17 protein-coding genes are annotated in these 16,672 nt (G+C 70.6%); 13 read left to right on the top strand and 4 right to left on the bottom strand.

Annotated elements, in window-relative coordinates:
- Positions 1–57: 57 nt before the first annotated feature.
- From argH to ACWDGI_RS14820, 4 genes are all read left to right on the top strand, one after another.
- Positions 58–1,491: an argininosuccinate lyase gene (argH, locus tag ACWDGI_RS14805; protein ID WP_450758958.1), complete on the top strand. Its 1,434-nt coding sequence runs from the start codon at positions 58–60 to the stop codon at positions 1,489–1,491.
- 157 nt (positions 1,492–1,648) lie between these two features.
- Positions 1,649–2,623: an aldo/keto reductase gene (locus ACWDGI_RS14810; RefSeq protein ID WP_450758960.1), complete on the top strand. Its 975-nt coding sequence runs from the start codon at positions 1,649–1,651 to the stop codon at positions 2,621–2,623.
- A gap of 85 nt (positions 2,624–2,708) precedes the next feature.
- Positions 2,709–3,260, top strand: coding sequence for a TetR/AcrR family transcriptional regulator (locus ACWDGI_RS14815; protein WP_450758962.1), 552 nt, complete (start codon positions 2,709–2,711; stop codon positions 3,258–3,260).
- Complete coding sequence (locus tag ACWDGI_RS14820; protein WP_450758964.1) at positions 3,257–4,789, top strand: MFS transporter; 1,533 nt, start codon at positions 3,257–3,259, stop codon at positions 4,787–4,789. The genes ACWDGI_RS14815 and ACWDGI_RS14820 overlap by 4 nt, the downstream gene beginning before the upstream one ends.
- Positions 4,790–4,793: 4 nt before the next feature.
- On the opposite strand, the gene ACWDGI_RS14825 is transcribed toward ACWDGI_RS14820, so the two are convergent.
- Both ACWDGI_RS14825 and ACWDGI_RS14830 read right to left on the bottom strand, forming a co-directional pair.
- Positions 4,794–6,440 (bottom strand): multicopper oxidase family protein, encoded by a 1,647-nt coding sequence (locus tag ACWDGI_RS14825; protein ID WP_450758966.1) that lies wholly within the window; start codon positions 6,438–6,440, stop codon positions 4,794–4,796.
- 162 nt (positions 6,441–6,602) lie between these two features.
- Positions 6,603–7,274 (bottom strand): lysophospholipid acyltransferase family protein, encoded by a 672-nt coding sequence (locus ACWDGI_RS14830; RefSeq protein WP_450758968.1) that lies wholly within the window; start codon positions 7,272–7,274, stop codon positions 6,603–6,605.
- Positions 7,275–7,594: 320 nt separating this feature from the next.
- Here ACWDGI_RS14830 and ACWDGI_RS14835 point away from each other — a divergent pair, with 320 nt between their 5' ends.
- The 3 genes from ACWDGI_RS14835 (at position 7,595) to ACWDGI_RS14845 (ending at position 9,896) form a co-directional block, all read left to right on the top strand.
- Entirely contained in the window at positions 7,595–8,773 is a 1,179-nt protein-coding gene (locus tag ACWDGI_RS14835) for a glycerophosphodiester phosphodiesterase (protein ID WP_450758970.1), read from the top strand.
- Positions 8,774–8,847: 74 nt separating this feature from the next.
- A complete protein-coding gene (locus tag ACWDGI_RS14840) occupies positions 8,848–9,354 on the top strand; it encodes a sigma-70 family RNA polymerase sigma factor (RefSeq protein ID WP_450758972.1) in 507 nt (168 codons plus the stop codon).
- Between the two features lie 44 nt (positions 9,355–9,398).
- Positions 9,399–9,896 (top strand): GNAT family N-acetyltransferase, encoded by a 498-nt coding sequence (locus ACWDGI_RS14845; protein WP_351700595.1) that lies wholly within the window; start codon positions 9,399–9,401, stop codon positions 9,894–9,896.
- Between the two features lie 66 nt (positions 9,897–9,962).
- Here ACWDGI_RS14845 and ACWDGI_RS14850 read toward each other — a convergent pair whose 3' ends face one another.
- Entirely contained in the window at positions 9,963–10,403 is a 441-nt protein-coding gene (locus tag ACWDGI_RS14850) for a hypothetical protein (RefSeq protein WP_450758974.1), read from the bottom strand.
- Complete coding sequence (locus ACWDGI_RS14855; protein WP_450758976.1) at positions 10,384–10,743, bottom strand: hypothetical protein; 360 nt, start codon at positions 10,741–10,743, stop codon at positions 10,384–10,386. Before ACWDGI_RS14855 ends, ACWDGI_RS14850 begins: the two co-directional genes overlap by 20 nt.
- Positions 10,744–10,812: 69 nt before the next feature.
- On the opposite strand from ACWDGI_RS14855, the gene ACWDGI_RS14860 reads away from it, so the two are divergent.
- From ACWDGI_RS14860 to cbiE, 6 genes are all read left to right on the top strand, one after another.
- Complete coding sequence (locus tag ACWDGI_RS14860) at positions 10,813–11,460, top strand: HAD family hydrolase (RefSeq protein ID WP_450758978.1); 648 nt, start codon at positions 10,813–10,815, stop codon at positions 11,458–11,460.
- Between the two features lie 320 nt (positions 11,461–11,780).
- Complete coding sequence (locus tag ACWDGI_RS14865) at positions 11,781–12,824, top strand: methionine ABC transporter ATP-binding protein (protein WP_450758980.1); 1,044 nt, start codon at positions 11,781–11,783, stop codon at positions 12,822–12,824.
- Entirely contained in the window at positions 12,821–13,546 is a 726-nt protein-coding gene (locus tag ACWDGI_RS14870; RefSeq protein ID WP_450758982.1) for a methionine ABC transporter permease, read from the top strand. The genes ACWDGI_RS14865 and ACWDGI_RS14870 overlap by 4 nt, the downstream gene beginning before the upstream one ends.
- Positions 13,547–13,623: 77 nt before the next feature.
- Positions 13,624–14,460, top strand: coding sequence for a MetQ/NlpA family ABC transporter substrate-binding protein (locus ACWDGI_RS14875; RefSeq protein WP_450758984.1), 837 nt, complete (start codon positions 13,624–13,626; stop codon positions 14,458–14,460).
- A gap of 187 nt (positions 14,461–14,647) precedes the next feature.
- Entirely contained in the window at positions 14,648–15,277 is a 630-nt protein-coding gene (locus ACWDGI_RS14880) for a GNAT family N-acetyltransferase (protein WP_450758986.1), read from the top strand.
- A gap of 113 nt (positions 15,278–15,390) precedes the next feature.
- Complete coding sequence (gene cbiE / locus ACWDGI_RS14885) at positions 15,391–16,617, top strand: precorrin-6y C5,15-methyltransferase (decarboxylating) subunit CbiE (protein ID WP_450758988.1); 1,227 nt, start codon at positions 15,391–15,393, stop codon at positions 16,615–16,617.
- The last annotated feature ends 55 nt before the right edge of the window (positions 16,618–16,672 follow it).

Below are 16,672 nucleotides of genomic sequence, written 5' to 3' on the forward strand. Positions count from 1 at the left end.
CCCCGTTCATGGCCGGGGAGGCGGCGCCACATCCGTATCTCTCTAGGAGCAACGCAAGTGAGCAGCAACAGCGGTGACGTTCGGCTCTGGGGCGGCCGTTTCGCCGACGGTCCCGCCGAGGCCCTGGCGAAGCTGTCCGCGTCCGTCCACTTCGACTGGCGGCTCGCGCCCTACGACATCGCCGGTTCGCGTGCCCACGCGCGCGTGCTGCACAAGGCGGGCCTGCTCACCGAGGACGAACTGACCCGGATGATCGAGGGCCTCGACCAGCTCGAAGCCGACGTCGCCGCAGGCACCTTCATCGGCACGATCGCCGACGAGGACGTGCACACCGCCCTGGAACGCGGCCTCCTGGAGCGCCTCGGCCCCGACCTCGGCGGCAAGCTGCGGGCCGGCCGCTCCCGCAACGACCAGGTCGCGACCCTCTTCCGGATGTACCTCCGGGACCACGCCCGGGTGATCGGCGGCCTGATCGCCGACCTCCAGGACGCCCTGACCGGCCTCGCGGAGGCCCACCCGGACGTGGCCATGCCCGGCCGCACCCACCTGCAGCACGCCCAGCCGGTGCTCTTCGCCCACCATGTCCTGGCCCACGTCCAGTCCCTGTCCCGGGACGCGGAGCGGCTGCGCCAGTGGGACGAGCGCACGGCCGTCTCCCCGTACGGCTCCGGCGCCCTCGCGGGCTCCTCGCTCGGCCTGGACCCGGAGGCGGTGGCGAAGGACCTCGGCTTCGAGCACGGCAGCTCCGCCAACTCCATCGACGGCACGGCCTCCCGCGACTTCGTGGCGGAGTTCGCCTTCATCACCGCGATGATCGGGGTCAACCTCTCCCGGATCGCCGAGGAGATCATCATCTGGAACACGAAGGAGTTCTCCTTCGTCACCCTGCACGACGCCTTCTCCACGGGCTCCTCGATCATGCCCCAGAAGAAGAACCCGGACATCGCGGAGCTGGCGCGCGGCAAGTCCGGTCGCCTGATCGGCAACCTGACCGGCCTCATGGCCACCCTCAAGGCCCTGCCCCTCGCCTACAACCGCGACCTCCAGGAGGACAAGGAGCCGGTCTTCGACTCCTGCGACCAGCTGGAGGTCCTGCTCCCCGCCTTCACCGGCATGATGGCCACCCTCACCGTCAACCGCGAGCGCATGGAGGAACTGGCCCCGGCCGGCTTCTCCCTGGCCACCGACATCGCGGAGTGGCTGGTCAAGCAGGGCGTCCCGTTCCGCGTGGCGCACGAGGTGGCGGGCGAGTGCGTCAAAGCGGCCGAGGCCGAGGGCAAGGAGCTGGACGAACTGACCGACGACCAGTTCGCGAAGATCAGCGCCCACCTGACGCCGGAGGTGCGGACGGTCCTCAACGTCCCGGGCGCCCTGGCCTCACGCAACGGCCGGGGCGGCACGGCGCCGAGCGCGGTGGCGGTGCAACTGGCGGAGATCAAGGTGAACGTGGCGGCCCAGCACGAGTGGGCCTCCGCCAAAGACAAGCGGTAGGGGTCGCCCCGTCAGGGGCGCGGGGGACTGCGCGATCAGCCCCCACCCACCCGCACTCGCCGACGCACCGCACCCCCCGAGCTGAACGGCGAACCAAAGGTCATCGCGGGTTACGTTGGTCGACAGCACGACGCAGCCGACCGAAACGGAGCCCGCGATGCCCTTCGCCCGACTGGCAACAGCAACAACTCCCACCTGCCACATCGGCCTCGGCCTCGCCGCGGTAGGTCGCCCCGGCTACATCAACCTCGGCCGCGAGGAGGACCTCGGCGAGGACCGCAGCGTCGACGCGCTCCGCACCCGCACGCACGAACTCCTCGACGCCGCCTACGCCCAGGGCGTCCGCTACTTCGACGTGGCCCGCTCCTACGGCCGCTCCGAGGAGTTCCTCGCCGACTGGCTGAACGCCCGCCCCGACGCCGTCGCCGACGTGGTCGTCGGCAGCAAATGGGGCTACACCTACACCGCTGGCTGGTCCGCGGACGCCGAGACGCACGAGGTCAAGGACCACAGCGTCCAGACCTACGACCGCCAGCGCGCCGAGACCGCCGAACTCCTCGGCGACCACCTCGACCTCTACCAGATCCACTCGGTGACCCCGGACAGCCCGGCCCTCACCGACAAGGAACTGCACGCCCGCCTCGCGGAAGCGGCGGCCACCGGCCTCACCGTCGGCTTCTCCACCAGCGGCCCCGCCCAGGCCGACGCCATCCGTGCCGCCCTCGCCGTCACGGTCGACGGCGAGCCCCTCTTCCGTACCGTCCAGTCGACGTACAACGCCCTGGAGACCTCGGCCGGACCCGCCCTCGCGGAGGCGCACGACGCCGGACTGACGGTGATCGTGAAGGAGGGCATGGCCAACGGCAGGCTGGCCGCCCCGCACGCCCCCGACACGCTGCGGGCCGTGGCCGAGGAGACCGGTCTCGGCTCCGACGCCGTGGCCCTCGCCGTCGTACTGCGACAGCCCTGGGCCGGAGTGGTCCTGTCCGGCGCGGCGACGCTCACCCAGCTCGTCTCCAACCTGCACGCGGCCGCCGTCGACCTCGACGAGGACCAGCTGACCCGCCTCGCCGCCCTGGCAGAGGAGCCGCACGCCTACTGGGAGCGCCGCGGCAGCCTGCCCTGGCACTGACGCGAGACCACCCCTGACCAGCCTCCTGTGACTCACGCATGCCCAGGATGAGACAGAGGTGTCTCACATGGGTTAACCTTGTCTCATGGCCCTCGATCGTGAGCAGGTGCTGCGCAGCGCAGCCGCGTTGCTGACCCGCAGATCCACCGCGACCATGGACGAGGTCGCCAAGGCCGCCGGGATCAGCCGGGCCACCCTGCACCGGCACTTCGCGGGCCGGGACGCGCTCGTGCGCGCACTGGAGGCGCTCGGCATCGAGGAGTGCGAGGCGGCCCTGGACGCGGCCCGCCTGGACGAGGGCCCGGCGGCCGAGGCCGTGCACCGCCTGGTCCGCGAGATCGAACCGGCCGCCGGGCTGCTGGCCTTCCTCTACACCGAGAACCAGCTGTTCGAGGGCGAGCAGCAGAACCAGGGCTGGACCCGGATCGACGACCGCATCGCGGCCCTCTTCCGGCGCGGCCAGCAGAGCGGCGAGTTCCGTATCGACCTCACCCCCGCCTGGCTCACGGAGGCCCTGTACGGCCTGCTGGCCTCCGCCGCCTGGGCGGTGACGGAGGGCAGGGTCGCCCCCAAGGACTTCACCCACATGATCGTCGAGCTGCTGCTCGGCGGTGCACGACGAAGAGAGGAATCATGACCAGCACCGTGCGGCCGGCGTTCGCCACGGAGACGGAGGAGAAGCGGCCGGGCCGCTGGCTCGCGCTCTCCGTCCTGGTGCTCGCCGTGCTGCTCGTGGCCGTGGACGCGACCGTCCTCGGTCTCGCTACCCCCTACATCAGCGAAGACCTCGAGCCCTCCGGCACCCAGCTGCTGTGGATCGGTGACGTCTACTCGTTCGTCATCGCGGGACTGCTGGTCTCCATGGGCAGCCTCGGCGACCGCATCGGCCGCAAGCGGATCCTGCTCGGCGGCGCGACCGCGTTCGGCGCGATATCCGTCCTGAACGCGTACGCGACGACCCCCGGGACGATGATCGCGGCCCGCGCCCTGCTGGGCGTCGCAGGCGCGACCCTGATGCCCGCTACCCTCGCCCTGATCCGCAACCTCTTCCACGACCCGCGCGAGCGCAGCCTCGCCGTCGGCATCTGGGGCGCCACCGCCTCCGCCGGTACGGCCGTCGGCCCGATCGTGGGCGGTTTCCTGCTCGAACACTTCTGGTGGGGCTCGGTCTTCCTGATCAACCTGCCGGTGATGGTGGTCCTGGTCCTCGTCGGCATCAGGACGCTCCCCGAGTCCCGCAACCCCGACCCCGGTCCCTGGGACCTGATCAGCGTCGTCCTGTCGCTGGTCGGCATGATCGCGGTCGTGTACGCGGTGAAGGAGGCCGCGACCCACGGCCTCACCGGAGTCACCGCGGCCACCGCCCTCCTCGGCACCGCGGCCCTCTACGGCTTCGTCCGCCGCCAGCTCACCCTGCCCAAGCCCCTGCTGGACATGCGGCTGTTCCGCGGGCGCGGCTTCAGCGGCGCGGTCCTCGCCGACCTGCTGACCGTGCTCGGCATGTCGGGCCTGGTGTTCTTCCTCTCCCAGTACCTGCAACTGGTCCAGGGCAGGCATCCGTTCGAGGCGGGCCTGGCCGAACTCCCGGCGGCCGTCGGCGCGGTGGCGGCGGGCCTGGTGGCCGGCCGGGTGGCCCGCCGTCACTCGGTGCGCGCGGTGGTCTCCGGTGGCCTGGCCGCCGTCGGCGTGGCCCTGGCGGCCCTGACCACGCTCTCCCAGTCCACCGGCTATCCGGTCCTCGGCGCGGCCCTCCTGGTGGTCGGCGTCGGCGCCGGCTTCTCCTTCACGGTCACGGCGGACGTGATCCTCTCCAGCGTCCCGAGGGATCAGGCCGGCGCCGCCTCGGCGGTCTCCGAGACGGCGTACGAACTGGGCGCGGCCCTGGGCATCGCCCTGCTCGGCTCGATCGTGATGGGCGTCTACCGCGGCTTCCCGGGCCCGGCGGGCACCCCGGCCGCCGCCCACGAATCCCTGGGCGCGGCGGTGCAGGCGTCGACGGGCATGCCCCCGCAGACGGCGGCCGAGATGCTGGCGGCGGCCCGGGACTCCTTCGTCCACGGCCTGCACCTGGCCTCGGGCGCGGGCGCCGCGGTCCTGCTGGCGACGGCGGTGGCGGCCTGGTTCCTGCTGAAGGGGCAGAAACTGGAAGGCGCTTTGTCGGCGTGAGGCCTCACTTCTGGTAACCGAGCACCGTCATCATCCCGCTCTCCGAGTGGTACTGGTTGTGGCAGTGCAGCATCCACAGCCCGGGGTTGTCGGCGTCGAAGTCGAGCACCAGCTTGCGGTGCGGCAGCACGATCGTGGTGTCCTTCCGGGCTCCCGCCGAGTTCAGCCCGGTGACCGAGAACGTGTGCCCGTGCAGATGCATCGGATGCCACATGTCGGTGGCGTTGATGAGCGTCAGCCGCACCCGCTCACCGGCCCGCACCGCATGCCGCTGCCGCACGTCGTACGTCTTGTGGTCGAACCCCCAGTCGTACCTCTCCATCGTGCCCGTGATCCTGATCCGCAGGTCGCGGTCGGGCTTCCGGTCGTCCATGCGGACGGACTCGGCCGGCAGCAGGCGGCGGGCCGGCACGATCTCCCGGTCCAGCTCGTTCGGGCGGACATCCGGCGACGGAAGGTTTCTTCCGTTGTTGGTGCGGAGGAGCGCGAGCGCCTTGCCCTTCTTGCCCTCGGCGAGTGCGACGAGCGGGAAGACGCCGTCCTTGGCGGTGACGAGGACGTCGTACCGCTCGGCCATGCCGACGAGCAGGGCGTCCGTCGTCTTGTGCTGCACCGGGTAGCCGTCGGTGTGGGTGACGGTCATGGGGTGGTCGCCGAGCGCGACCCGGAACGCCGTCTCGGAGCCCGCGTTGATGATCCGGATCCGGATGCGGTCACCGGGGCGGCAGCGGAAGACGGAGGGGTCGGTGCGCAGCCGTCCGTTGGCCAGGTAGTGGGGGTAGGCGACGTTCCCGCCCTCGCCGTGCAGCATGCTGCTGTGGGAGTCGCGCAGCACCCGGTCGGGGCCCGTCCGCGTCTTGGTCTTGGTCTTGGACTTGGACGGTGCCGGGGACGTGCCCGCCGACCGGCGCGGGCTCGGGCTGCCGGGGCCGGGCCCCATGCCCATCCCCATGTGCATCGCCATGGAGCCGCCGGGCTTGAGCTGGTCGAGCACCTGCTCGGGGTTGGAGCCGTCGATGTCGTCCACCCAGTCGTCCAGGACGACGACCCACTCCTTGTCGTAGGCGAGGGGCTCCTTCGGGTCGTCGACGATGAACGGCGCGTACAGGGCACGGTCGGGCTGCATGCCGACGTGCGAGTGGAAGAGATAGGTGCCCGGGTGGGCGGCGACGAAGCGGTAGACGAAGTCCGTCCCCGGCGCGATGGCCGGCTGGGTCAGGTCCGGAACGCCGTCCATGTCGCAGCGCAGCCGCACCCCGTGGGCGTGCAGCGTGGTCTTCTCGGTCAGCCGGTTGCTGACGGTCAGGCTCAGGACGTCACCGGTGGTGACACGCACCAGCGGACCCGGAACCGACTCGTTGTAGGCCCAGCTGTGCACCGACCGCCCGCCCAGGTCCAGCATGCTCTCGGCGGCCGTGAACGTGACCATGCGGACGGGGCCGGAGCCGCGCTTCCGCTCGGCCGCGAGCACCTCTGGATCCGACGGGTTGACGAACCCCTTGGGTCCCTGCGGGACGAAAGCCGCGGTCCGGGCCGTGTGCTGCGGGCCCGGACGCGAGGGGGAGTCGGAGTCGGAACAAGCAGCCAGGAGCCCCGCGCCGGCGGCAGCGAACGGAGCACTGAGCAGGGTACGCCGAGAAGGTTTCTGCATGTCTGAATAAGACATGCTGTGTGCTCATATGGCCGGTAAATGCGGCGGAATGACCGGAGTGTCGGGCCAGATTCCACCGCCAGGCGGACGTGGACAGATGTCAGGCGGATGGCAGACAGAAGGGCACGGACCTCAGGTCCGTGCCCCTGCGCCGAAAGAGTGTCAGGCGGCCTTCGCCTTCGTGGCGTACATGTCCACGTACTCCTGCCCGGACAGCCGCATGACCTCGGCCATCACCGAGTCGGTCACGGCCCGCAGTACGTAGCGGTCCCGGTCCATCCCCTCGTACCGGGAGAACTCCATGGCCTCGCCGAACCGGACGGTGACCTTGCCCGGCCGCGGGATGCCCGCGCCGCCCGGCTGCAGCTTGTCGGTGCCGATCATCGCGAACGGCACCACCGGCGCGCCGGTCATCAGCGTCAGCCGCGCGATGCCGGTACGGCCCCGGTACAGCCGGCCGTCGGGGGAGCGGGTGCCCTCCGGGTAGATCCCGAAGATCCGGCCCTCGTCCAGGACCCGCTTGCCGGTCATCAGCGCCGCGACACCGCCGCTCGCGCCGTCCCGGTCCACTGGGATCATGCCGACGCCGGTGAAGAACCAGGCCATCAGCCGGCCCTTGAAGCCCTTTCCGGTGACGTACTCGTCCTTGCCGATGAAGAACACCTGCCGCTTGCTCACGAGCGGCAGGATCATCGAGTCGATGAACGTCAGGTGGTTCCCGGCGAGGATCACCGGACCGTCCCCCGGGATGTGCTCCACGCCCTCCACCTGGGGGCGGAACATCAGGCGCATGATCGGTCCGAGCACTGCCTTGATGAACGCGAAGCGGGACAACGGGTCCTCCGATGTCGAGGGGCGGTATGAGTATGTGCAGGTGAGGACATTACTCGCGGCTCCCTGGGGAGCGCACATCGAGGACCGCCGGTTCACCGAGGTCTTACGCACTGTTGACGCGGGTTTACCTGCGGTGCCGCCCGGGAGACAGCTTGCGGCGCGGCCGCGACGATGTGACGGAAGTCGCCGACGGACCGTCATGACGCGCCGTCCATCAGCCATACGGAGTCATCCGGCAGTTGGGCCGGCGGTCTCCCTTCGGTCACGTCCGCAGCCCTACGATCAGCCGGCATCGAAGGGCGAAGGTCAGGAGAGCGCTCATGGACACGAACGGCTCGAACGAGCGGACACAGGTGAACGGCATGACCGGACGGCGGGCACTGCTCGGCGCCGCGGTGCTCGGCGCCGGCGGGGCGGTCCTCGGACTGCCCGGCGCCGCCAGAGCGGCCGAGGCGAGGCAGTCCGGCCACGGCGGCCTGAAGAGCCTGCCGAAGCCGACGATCATCGGCCACCGCGGCGCCAGCGGCTACCGCCCGGAGCACACCTTCGGCTCCTACAACCTGGCCCTCGACCTCGGTGCCGACATAGTCGAGGCCGGCGACCTCGTCCCCACCAAGGACGGCCACCTGGTCTGCCGCCACGAGCCGGAGATCGGCGGTACCACCGACGTCGCCGACCACAAGGAGTTCGCCGACCGCAGGACCACCAAGGTCCTGGACGGCATCCCCACCACCGGCTGGTTCACCGAGGACTTCACGCTCGCCGAGCTGAAGACGCTGCGCGCGATCGAGCGCATCCCGGCCAACCGCCCGCACAACACGCTCTACAACGGCCACTGGGAGATCCCCACCTTCGAGGAGGTCCTCAAGTGGCAGGACGAGCAGACCCGCAAGCGCGGCAAGCAGGTCTGGATCTACCCCGAGACCAAGCACCCCACCTACTTCCGCAGGCTGGGCCTCGGCCTTGAGGAGCGGGTCGCCAAGCTGCTGCGCAAGTACGGCAAGGACAAGCGGAACTCGCCGGTCATCCTGCAGTCCTTCGAGCCGACCAGCATCCAGCGCCTGAACACGCTGCTCGACAACCCGCTGGTCGTCCTGCTCTCCGCGGCGAACACCCAGCCCTACGACTTCGTCGCGACCGGCGACCCGCGCACCGTCGCCGACCTGATCACGCCGAAGGGCCTGCGCGAGATCGCCGGCTACGCGCAGGGCATCGGCCCGACCCTCGACCTGGTCATCCCGAAGGACGCGAGCGGCAACTTCACCGCGCCGAGCACGCTGGTCGCGGACGCGCACAAGGTGGGCCTGGTCCTGCACCCCTACACCATGCGCAACGAGAACCCCTTCCTGCCGCCGGCCTACCGCAAGGGCGGCGACGTCACCGCGTACGGCGATGTCTTCCCGGTCTTCCGCACGTACTTCGAGACCGGTATCGACGGAGTCTTCTCGGACAACGCCGACACCGCGGTCCTGGCCCGCGACGCCTTCGTCAACGGCTGAGCCCCCGCACCCCGTTCGGGGTGACTCCCGGCCGCCCCGGCAACCTGTCCCGGGGCGGCCGCGTCGTTCCGCACATGACGGACGACCTGGTTGCCGCCCTGGGCCCCCTGCTCACCGCCGAGGCCTCGGCCGAGGCGTATGCCTGCGGCAGCGACCCCGGCGACCTGGAACAGGCGGTCTGGCTCCGCCTCCTGGAGCGGCTGGCGGCCCACGGGCCGCCCCGGGCCCCCGAGGACTGGCTGCGCAGAGCCGTCCGTGCCGAGTCCCGCCGCACCCGCCGTACGACACGCCATGAACGCCCCGACGGCACCGATCCCGCCGACCACGCCACCCCCACGCCCGAACAGCGCGTCCTCACCGCCGCCCACCGCCGTGCCGTGCGCGAGGCGGTCGCCCGCCTCCCCGGCCGCTGCCCCCGACTCCTGCAGGCCCTGCTCTCCCCGAACGACCTGACATACCGGGAGATCGCAGGGGAGTTGGGTATCTCACAGGGCAGTCTGGGACCGGAACGTTCCAGATGTCTGGGATGTCTGCGCCGTTTGTTGACGCCGGAGGTTGCGCCCCGCGAAGCGCGGGGATAGGAGTGAGAACGACAGGCGATCAGGTGAGCGGGAGGCGTGCGCACATGGGCATGAGCGTGACCATCTCGGTGGCGACCGAGCAGGACGCAGAGCAGATCTTCAGGCTCCAGTACCTGTGCTTCCAGAGCGAGGCGGCGCTGTACGGCAACTACCGCATCGACCCGCTCGTCCAGAGCCTCGACTCGGTCCGCCAGGAGGTCGCGTCCGACTGCGTCTTCGTCGCCCGACTCGGCGAGGAGGTCGTCGGCTCGGTCCGCGGCTCGGTCACCGAGGACGGCGCCGCCGCCATCGGCAAGCTCTGCGTCCACCCCCGTCTGCAGGGCCACGGCATCGGCGCGCGGCTGCTGCGCGCGGCCGAGTCGGCGCTGGTCGAGGAGCGCGGCGCCAAGAGGTTCCGCCTCTTCACCGGCCACCGCAGCGAGGGCAACCTCCGCCTGTACCGCCGCGTCGGCTACGAAACGGTGGGCACGTCGAAGGGCGCGGACGGCGTCCCGATGATCGTCCTGGAAAAGCCGGCCGGCACCTATGCAACGACGGCTTGACAGCTGACCCAGGGGCGCGAGGAACTGCGCGACCGGCCACGATGCACCCGCGGCCGCGCACGTTCCTCAGGCCGGGTCCCCCTTGGCGCCCTTCCGCAACCAGTACAACGCGGAGATCGGCAACAGCACCGGAATGAACACGTACCCCATCCCGTAGTCCGACCACACGGTCGCGTCCGGGAACGCGGAAGAGTCGACCAGGGTCCACGTGCCCACGATCAGCACCCCGGCCAGCTCGGCGGCGCAGCACGCCTGCGCCACCCTGCGTGCCGTCTCGCCGCCCCGCACCAGCGTGTACGTGATGAACCCGTACACCACCCCGGCGACCGCCGACAGCGAGTACGCGAGCGGCGCCCGGTCGAACCCGGTCGCGATCTGGTACGCGGATCGCGACACCGCCCCGACGACCATCACGCCGTAGAACCACACCAGAAGCGTGCCCGGCCCACTGGTGAGCCGCTTCGGCCTCTGCTCCACGGTCGTCATCTCACCCTCCCCAGATGTCATAGAGCCGCACCTCCAGCACGGCCAGCACCACACCGCCCGCGGCGACCGTCACGGAGCCCCACCGGGTCCGCTCGGCCAGCGACATGAACCCCGCCGCCGGGACGCACGCGAACGCGCCCAGCAGATACGCCACGAAGATCGTCGTACCCTGCGCCGGCTTGTCGCCCCGGGCCAGCAGCACGATCCCGGCCGCCAGCTGGATCACCGCCAGCACCGACACCACGGCCATCCCGATGAAGTGCCAGTCCTTCGTCGGCTGGTCCCGGTACGCGGCCCAGCCGCACCACGCGGCGAGCAGCAGTGCGGCGACTCCGGTCACCAGCAACAGGGCATTGAGCATGCGGTGACCTTATTACGGCGGAAACGGCCGCACGCCGTCGCCCCTGCCGTACACCGTAGGGTCTAGACCATGACGATCCACGCACAAGCCCTGCTTTTCGACAACGACGGCACCCTGGTCTCCTCCCTCGACTCCGTGGAGCGCTGCTGGACCCGCTGGGCGGCGGAGTACGGCGTCACCGAGGAGTTCGCCCGAGTCGAACTGCACGGCCGGACCGCCGCGGACATCGTCGCCGACCTGGTCCCCGCCCACCTCGTCCCGGAGGCCGTCGCCCGGGTCGAGCAGCTGGAGGTGGAGGACGTCCCGGGCGGCGGCGTCCGGCTGCTCCCCGGCACCACCGCCCTCCTCGACTCCCTCCCCGCCGACCGCTGGGCCGTCGTCACCTCGGCCACCCGCCGGCTCGCCGAGGCCCGCCTCGACGCGGTCGGGATACGGCCCAAGACGCTGATAGCCGCCGACGACATCACCCGCGGCAAGCCCGACCCCGAGCCCTACCTCCTCGCCGCCCGCCGGCTGGGCGTCGACCCGGCCCGCTGCGTGGTCTTCGAGGACGCCCCGGCCGGGCTCCAGGCCGGCCGCGCGGCCGGGATGACCACCGTGGCGTTGGCCACAACCCACCCCGCGCGGGAGCTGGACGCGGACCTCGTGGTGGAGGACCTCTCGGCCCTGTCGGCGCTGGTCACCGACCACCTCGTCGAGATCTCCGGGCGCCGCTGACGGGCGTCCGCCGCTGTCCAGCATGCGGACAGCGGCGGCCTGTCAGGACCGTAGGTCTGGTTTACTGATCGCATGACCACGACGAGCGACCGCACCCCTGCGACCGAGGCGACCATGACGCCCGGTGCTCGTTGTATGTGTCGAATGTGCGCCTTCTAGAGGGCCCCCGCACCACCCCAGAGCCTCGCGCCCCGAAGCGAGCCGCCGCCGTGGCCTGTCCGTACGCCCCGCGCCGTATGTGACCCGGCTGCCCCGCGCACATTTTCCCTCCCGTACCAGGGCACACCCACGCCCGCGTACTCAACAGTGATGGAATCCCAGTGATCACCACAACGGGCCTGACGAAGATCTACCGGTCCCACCGCTCCCACGGCCGCGAGGTCACCGCCCTCGACGGCGTCGATCTGCACGTCCGCGAGGGCGAGGTGTACGGCGTGATCGGCCAGTCCGGCGCCGGCAAGTCCTCGCTCATCCGCTGCGTCAACCTCCTGGAGCGCCCCACCGCCGGCACCGTGACGGTCGACGGCCAGGACCTCACCGCCCTCGCCGGGCGCGGCCCCCGGGCCGGCCGGGAGCTGCGGCAGGCGCGCAGCCGTATCGGCATGGTCTTCCAGCACTTCAACCTGCTCTCCACCCGGACCGTCCAGGACAACGTCGAGCTGCCGCTCGAAATCCTCGGCACGTCAGGGAAGGAACGTTCCCGCAAGGCGCTGGAGCTGCTCGACCTGGTCGGTCTCGCCGACAAGGCGAAGGCCTACCCGGCCCAGCTCTCCGGCGGCCAGAAGCAGCGCGTCGGCATCGCCCGCGCACTCGCCGGCGACCCCAAGGTGCTGCTCTCCGACGAGGCCACCAGCGCCCTCGACCCGGAGACCACCCGCTCCATCCTCCAGCTGCTGCGCGACCTGAACCGGCAGCTGGGCCTGACCGTCCTGCTCATCACGCACGAGATGGACGTGGTGAAGTCGATCTGCGACTCGGCCGCCCTCATGGAGAAGGGGCGCATCGTCGAGTCCGGGACCGTCAGCGAGCTGCTCGGCACCCCCGGCTCCGAGCTGGCCGCCGCGCTGTTCCCGGTCGGCGGCGAGGCCTCCGGCGACGACCGTACCGTCCTCGACGTCACCTTCCACGGCGAGGCCGCCACCCAGCCGGTCGTCTCCCAGCTCTCCCGCACCTACAACATCGACATATCGATCCTCGGTGCCGCCATCGACACCGTCGGCGGCCTCCAGATCGGCCGGATGCGCATCGAACTGCCCGGCCGCTACGAGGACAACGTGGTGCCCATCGGCTTCCTGCGTGAACAGGGCCTGCAGATCGACGTGGTGGGCCAGGAGCCCGCGCTGGTGAAGGAAGGTGCCAAGTGAGCTGGTCCGAGATGCAGCCGCTGCTGTCCCAGGCGTGTTGGGACACCCTCTACATGGTCGGCTGGTCCACGCTGATCGCCGTCGTCGGCGGACTCCCGCTCGGCGTCCTGCTCGTCCTCACCGACCGCGGCGGACTGCTCCAGAACGTGCTGGCCAACAAGGTCATCGGCCAGATCGTGAACATCGCCCGCTCGATGCCCTTCATCATCCTGATGGTCGCGCTGATGAACTTCACGCGCTCGATCACCGGGACGACCATCGGCCGTGAGGCGGCCATCGTGCCGCTCGCCATCGGCGCGATCCCGTTCTTCGCCCGCCTGGTCGAGACGGCTGTCCGCGAAGTGGACGGCGGGCTCGTAGAGGCCGTGCAGTCGATGGGCGGCAACACCTGGACCGTCGTACGCAAGGTCCTCGTGCCCGAGTCGCTGCCCTCGCTGATCTCCTCCACCACGACCACGATCGTCGCGCTCATCGGTTACTCGGCCATGGCCGGCACGGTCGGCGCCGGCGGGCTCGGCGACATCGCGATCCGCTACGGCTACCAGCGCTTCGAGACCGAGCTGATGTGGATCACCGTGGCGATCCTCGCCGTCGTCATCTCGCTCATCCAGTTCGCCGGCGACTACGCGGCCCGCTCCCTGCACCGCCGCGGCGGTGCGTCCGGGCCCGTGCCGAAGCTGCGGCTGCTGAAGGCCGCCACGGCCACCGGCAAGTCCGTCTGAGCCCCTTCCGCACCCCTTCAGATTTCCCCGCACCACCCATCGCGGGGTCGCTCCACCCTTAAGGAAAGGCACTTTTCGTGCGTAACACCGCCAAAATCACCACCGCCGTCCTCGCCGCCGGAGCCCTCACCTTCGGGCTCACCGCCTGCGGCTCGGACAAGGACTCCGCCTCCGGCTCCGCCGACTACAGCGGCCCGCTGGTCGTCGCCGCGAGCCCGACCCCGCACGCCGAGATCCTGAACTACGTCAAGGACAACCTGGCGAAGAAGGCCGGACTCGACCTGGAGGTCAAGGAGTTCCAGGACTACATCGTGCCGAACACGGCGACCGAGGACGGCTCGGTGGACGCCAACTACTTCCAGAACCAGCCGTACCTCGACGACTTCAACAAGAAGCGCGGCACCCACATCGTGCCCGTCGTCACGGTGCACCTGGAGCCGCTCGGCCTCTACTCCCACAAGGTCAAGAGCGCCGACGCGCTGAAGAGCGGTGCGACCGTCGCCGTCCCGAACGACGCGGTGAACGAGGCGCGTGCCCTCAAGCTGCTGGCCGCCAACGGGCTCATCACCCTCAAGGACGGCGCCGGCACCGAGGCGACCCCGCAGGACATCGCCAAGAACCCGAAGAACCTCCGGTTCAAGGAGGTCGAGGCGGCCCAGACCGCACGCTCCCTGGACGACGTGGACGCCGCGGTGATCAACGGCAACTACGCCATCTCCGCCGGTATCAAGCCCGCCAAGGACGCCCTCGTCCTGGAGTCCGCGAAGAACAGCCCCTACGGCAACTTCCTCGCGGTGAAGAAGGGCAACGAGAAGGACCCGCGGGTGAAGAAGCTCGCCAAGCTCCTCACGTCGCCCGAGGTCAAGAAGTTCATCGAGGACAAGTACCAGGGCTCGGTCATCCCGTCCTTCTGATCGTTCCTCCGGTCGGCTTCACGACGGCTGATAAACGTCTTTCCGACGGCACGTATACGGCGTATCGCCACGCACGGGGTCCACTCGCTCACCGCGGGTGGGCCCCGTCGTGCCGTTCAGTGGTTTCATGCTGCATGCTGGGCAGTTCGCACGCCCTGAAGGATTTCCGAAGGTTACGGAGTGGCGCATGACTAGCACCTTCCCCAACATCTCCATCAGCACGGAGCGGTTGGTGCTGCGTCCTCTCGACGAGGACGACGTGCCCGCCCTGGCCGAGATGATGAACGACGAGCAGGTCGCGGCCTGGACCGACGTGCCCCAGCCGTTCACCGAGGACGCGGCCCGGAACTGGATCACCGAGTACGCCCCCGCCGAACGCACCGACGGCCGGGGCCTTGACCTCGCGGTCACCGAGTTCCTCACCCAGCGCCTGGTCGGCGTCATCCAGCTCTCCAAGACCAACTGGCACATCCGGTCGACCGAGTTGTCGTACATCATCGCCCCCTGGGCCCGCGGCGAGGGCTACGCCTCAGAGGCCGCGCTCGCCACCGCCCACTGGCTCCTGGGCGACCAGAAGCTCGAACGCATCGAGATCCGCACCGCCGCCGACAACACCGCCTCCCAGCAGGTGGCCCAGAAGATCGGCGGTATCAGCGAGGGCGTGCTGCGCAACGCCTGCATAGTCCACGTCCGCACCGAGGACGGCACCTGGGCGGACGTGCGCACCGACTTCATCGTGTGGAGCCTGCTCCCGGAGGACCTGGAAGGCGCCGGCGAGGAACTCGCCGAGAGTGGCGGCTTCACCTCCTGGAACTGACGCCGACGGGACTCGCCCCGTCGCGCGCCGGACAGCTCCACCAGGTACTCTCACTGAGCCCGTCCGCGGGCCCGGACCCTGACGACCTGCGAAAACCCTGGAGACTGACGACGATGGCCGACCGGGTCACGGTGATCGGCTGGGACGGCTCGCCGCTGACGGCCGCGGGACGAGGCGCGCTCGGCGCCGCCACGCTCGTCGCGGGCGCGGCCCACCATCTGGCCCTCCCCGAGGTGCCACCGACCGCCGAACGCATCCGCCTCGGCAGCGTCGCCCTCGCCGCCCGCCGCATCGCCGGCCACCGCGGCACCGCGGTGGTGCTCGCCGACGGCGACCCCGGCTTCTTCGGTGTCGTACGGACCCTGCGCGCGCCCGAGTTCGGCCTGGAGGTGGAGGTCGTCCCCGCCGTCTCCTCGGTGGCCGCCGCCTTCGCCCGCGCCGGCATGCCCTGGGATGACGCGCAGGTGGTCGTCGCACACCCGCGCACCCTGCGACGCGCCGTGAATGTGTGCCGCGCCCATACCAAGGTCGCCGTCCTCACCTCACCCGGCGCCGGCCCCGCCGAACTCGGCCTGCTGATGGAGGGCGTCCACCGCACCTTCGTCATCTGCGAGGAACTCGGCACCGACCGCGAGCAGGTCAGCGTCGTCACCTCCGACAAGGCCGCCGACCACACCTGGCGCGACCCCAACGTCGTCATCGTCATCGGCGGGACTTCCGCACCGGTGCCGGCGGGTGAGGGCGGCGGCTGGATCGCCGGCCGGGACCCGTCGGCCGGCCCGCGTGGCTGGGTCCAGCCCGACGCGGAGTACGGCGAGGGAGTCGCGCTCGGCGAAGGGGAAACGGATCTGCTGAGGTCCGCCCAACTCGCCCGGCTGGGCCCCCGGGTGGGGGACCTCGTCTGGGACATCGGCTGCGGCAGCGGCGCGTTCGCCACCGAGGCGGCCCGCGCCGGGGCCGCCGTCATCGCCGTCGACCGGGACCTCGCGGCCTGCGTCCGCAGCGATGCGGCCGCCCGCAAGTTCGGGGTCCAGCTCCAGATCGTGCACGGCGGCGCGCCCCACGTGCTGGAGAACCTGCCCGAACCCGACGTCGTCCGGGTCGGCGGCGGGGGAGCGGCCGTGGTCAACGCGGTCGCCGACCGCCGCCCGCAGCGCATCGTCACCCACGCCGCCACCAGAGACGCTGCCGAACTCGTCGGACGCGACCTGACCGAGCACGGATATCAGGTCGAATGCGCCCTGCTGCAGTCCGTCGAACTCGACACCAGGGCCTGGACGGAGACCGAGCGGAACGTCGCTTTCCTGCTCAGCGGCGTCCTGCCCGAGCGCGCCCCGTGATCCTGTTGTCATACTGCGCGCGGTAGGCTGGCCGATCGCTGCACCGCACCGGTGG

This window comes from Streptomyces sp. NPDC001220 (genome assembly GCF_053597895.1).

What these genes read in the sequence shown, in the direction of transcription:
- ACWDGI_RS14820 (WP_450758964.1), top strand. Translation starts at nt 3,257, where the DNA reads ATGACCAGCACCGTGCGGCCGGCGTTCGCCACGGAGACGGAGGAGAAG.
- ACWDGI_RS14880 (WP_450758986.1), top strand. Translation starts at nt 14,648, where the DNA reads ATGACTAGCACCTTCCCCAACATCTCCATCAGCACGGAGCGGTTGGTG.
- ACWDGI_RS14845 (WP_351700595.1), top strand. Translation starts at nt 9,399, where the DNA reads ATGGGCATGAGCGTGACCATCTCGGTGGCGACCGAGCAGGACGCAGAG.
- ACWDGI_RS14815 (WP_450758962.1), top strand. Translation starts at nt 2,709, where the DNA reads ATGGCCCTCGATCGTGAGCAGGTGCTGCGCAGCGCAGCCGCGTTGCTG.
- ACWDGI_RS14825 (WP_450758966.1), bottom strand. Translation starts at nt 6,440, where the DNA reads ATGCAGAAACCTTCTCGGCGTACCCTGCTCAGTGCTCCGTTCGCTGCC.
- cbiE (WP_450758988.1), top strand. Translation starts at nt 15,391, where the DNA reads ATGGCCGACCGGGTCACGGTGATCGGCTGGGACGGCTCGCCGCTGACG.
- ACWDGI_RS14810 (WP_450758960.1), top strand. Translation starts at nt 1,649, where the DNA reads ATGCCCTTCGCCCGACTGGCAACAGCAACAACTCCCACCTGCCACATC.
- ACWDGI_RS14860 (WP_450758978.1), top strand. Translation starts at nt 10,813, where the DNA reads ATGACGATCCACGCACAAGCCCTGCTTTTCGACAACGACGGCACCCTG.
- ACWDGI_RS14850 (WP_450758974.1), bottom strand. Translation starts at nt 10,403, where the DNA reads ATGACATCTGGGGAGGGTGAGATGACGACCGTGGAGCAGAGGCCGAAG.
- ACWDGI_RS14835 (WP_450758970.1), top strand. Translation starts at nt 7,595, where the DNA reads ATGGACACGAACGGCTCGAACGAGCGGACACAGGTGAACGGCATGACC.
- ACWDGI_RS14855 (WP_450758976.1), bottom strand. Translation starts at nt 10,743, where the DNA reads ATGCTCAATGCCCTGTTGCTGGTGACCGGAGTCGCCGCACTGCTGCTC.
- ACWDGI_RS14840 (WP_450758972.1), top strand. Translation starts at nt 8,848, where the DNA reads ATGACGGACGACCTGGTTGCCGCCCTGGGCCCCCTGCTCACCGCCGAG.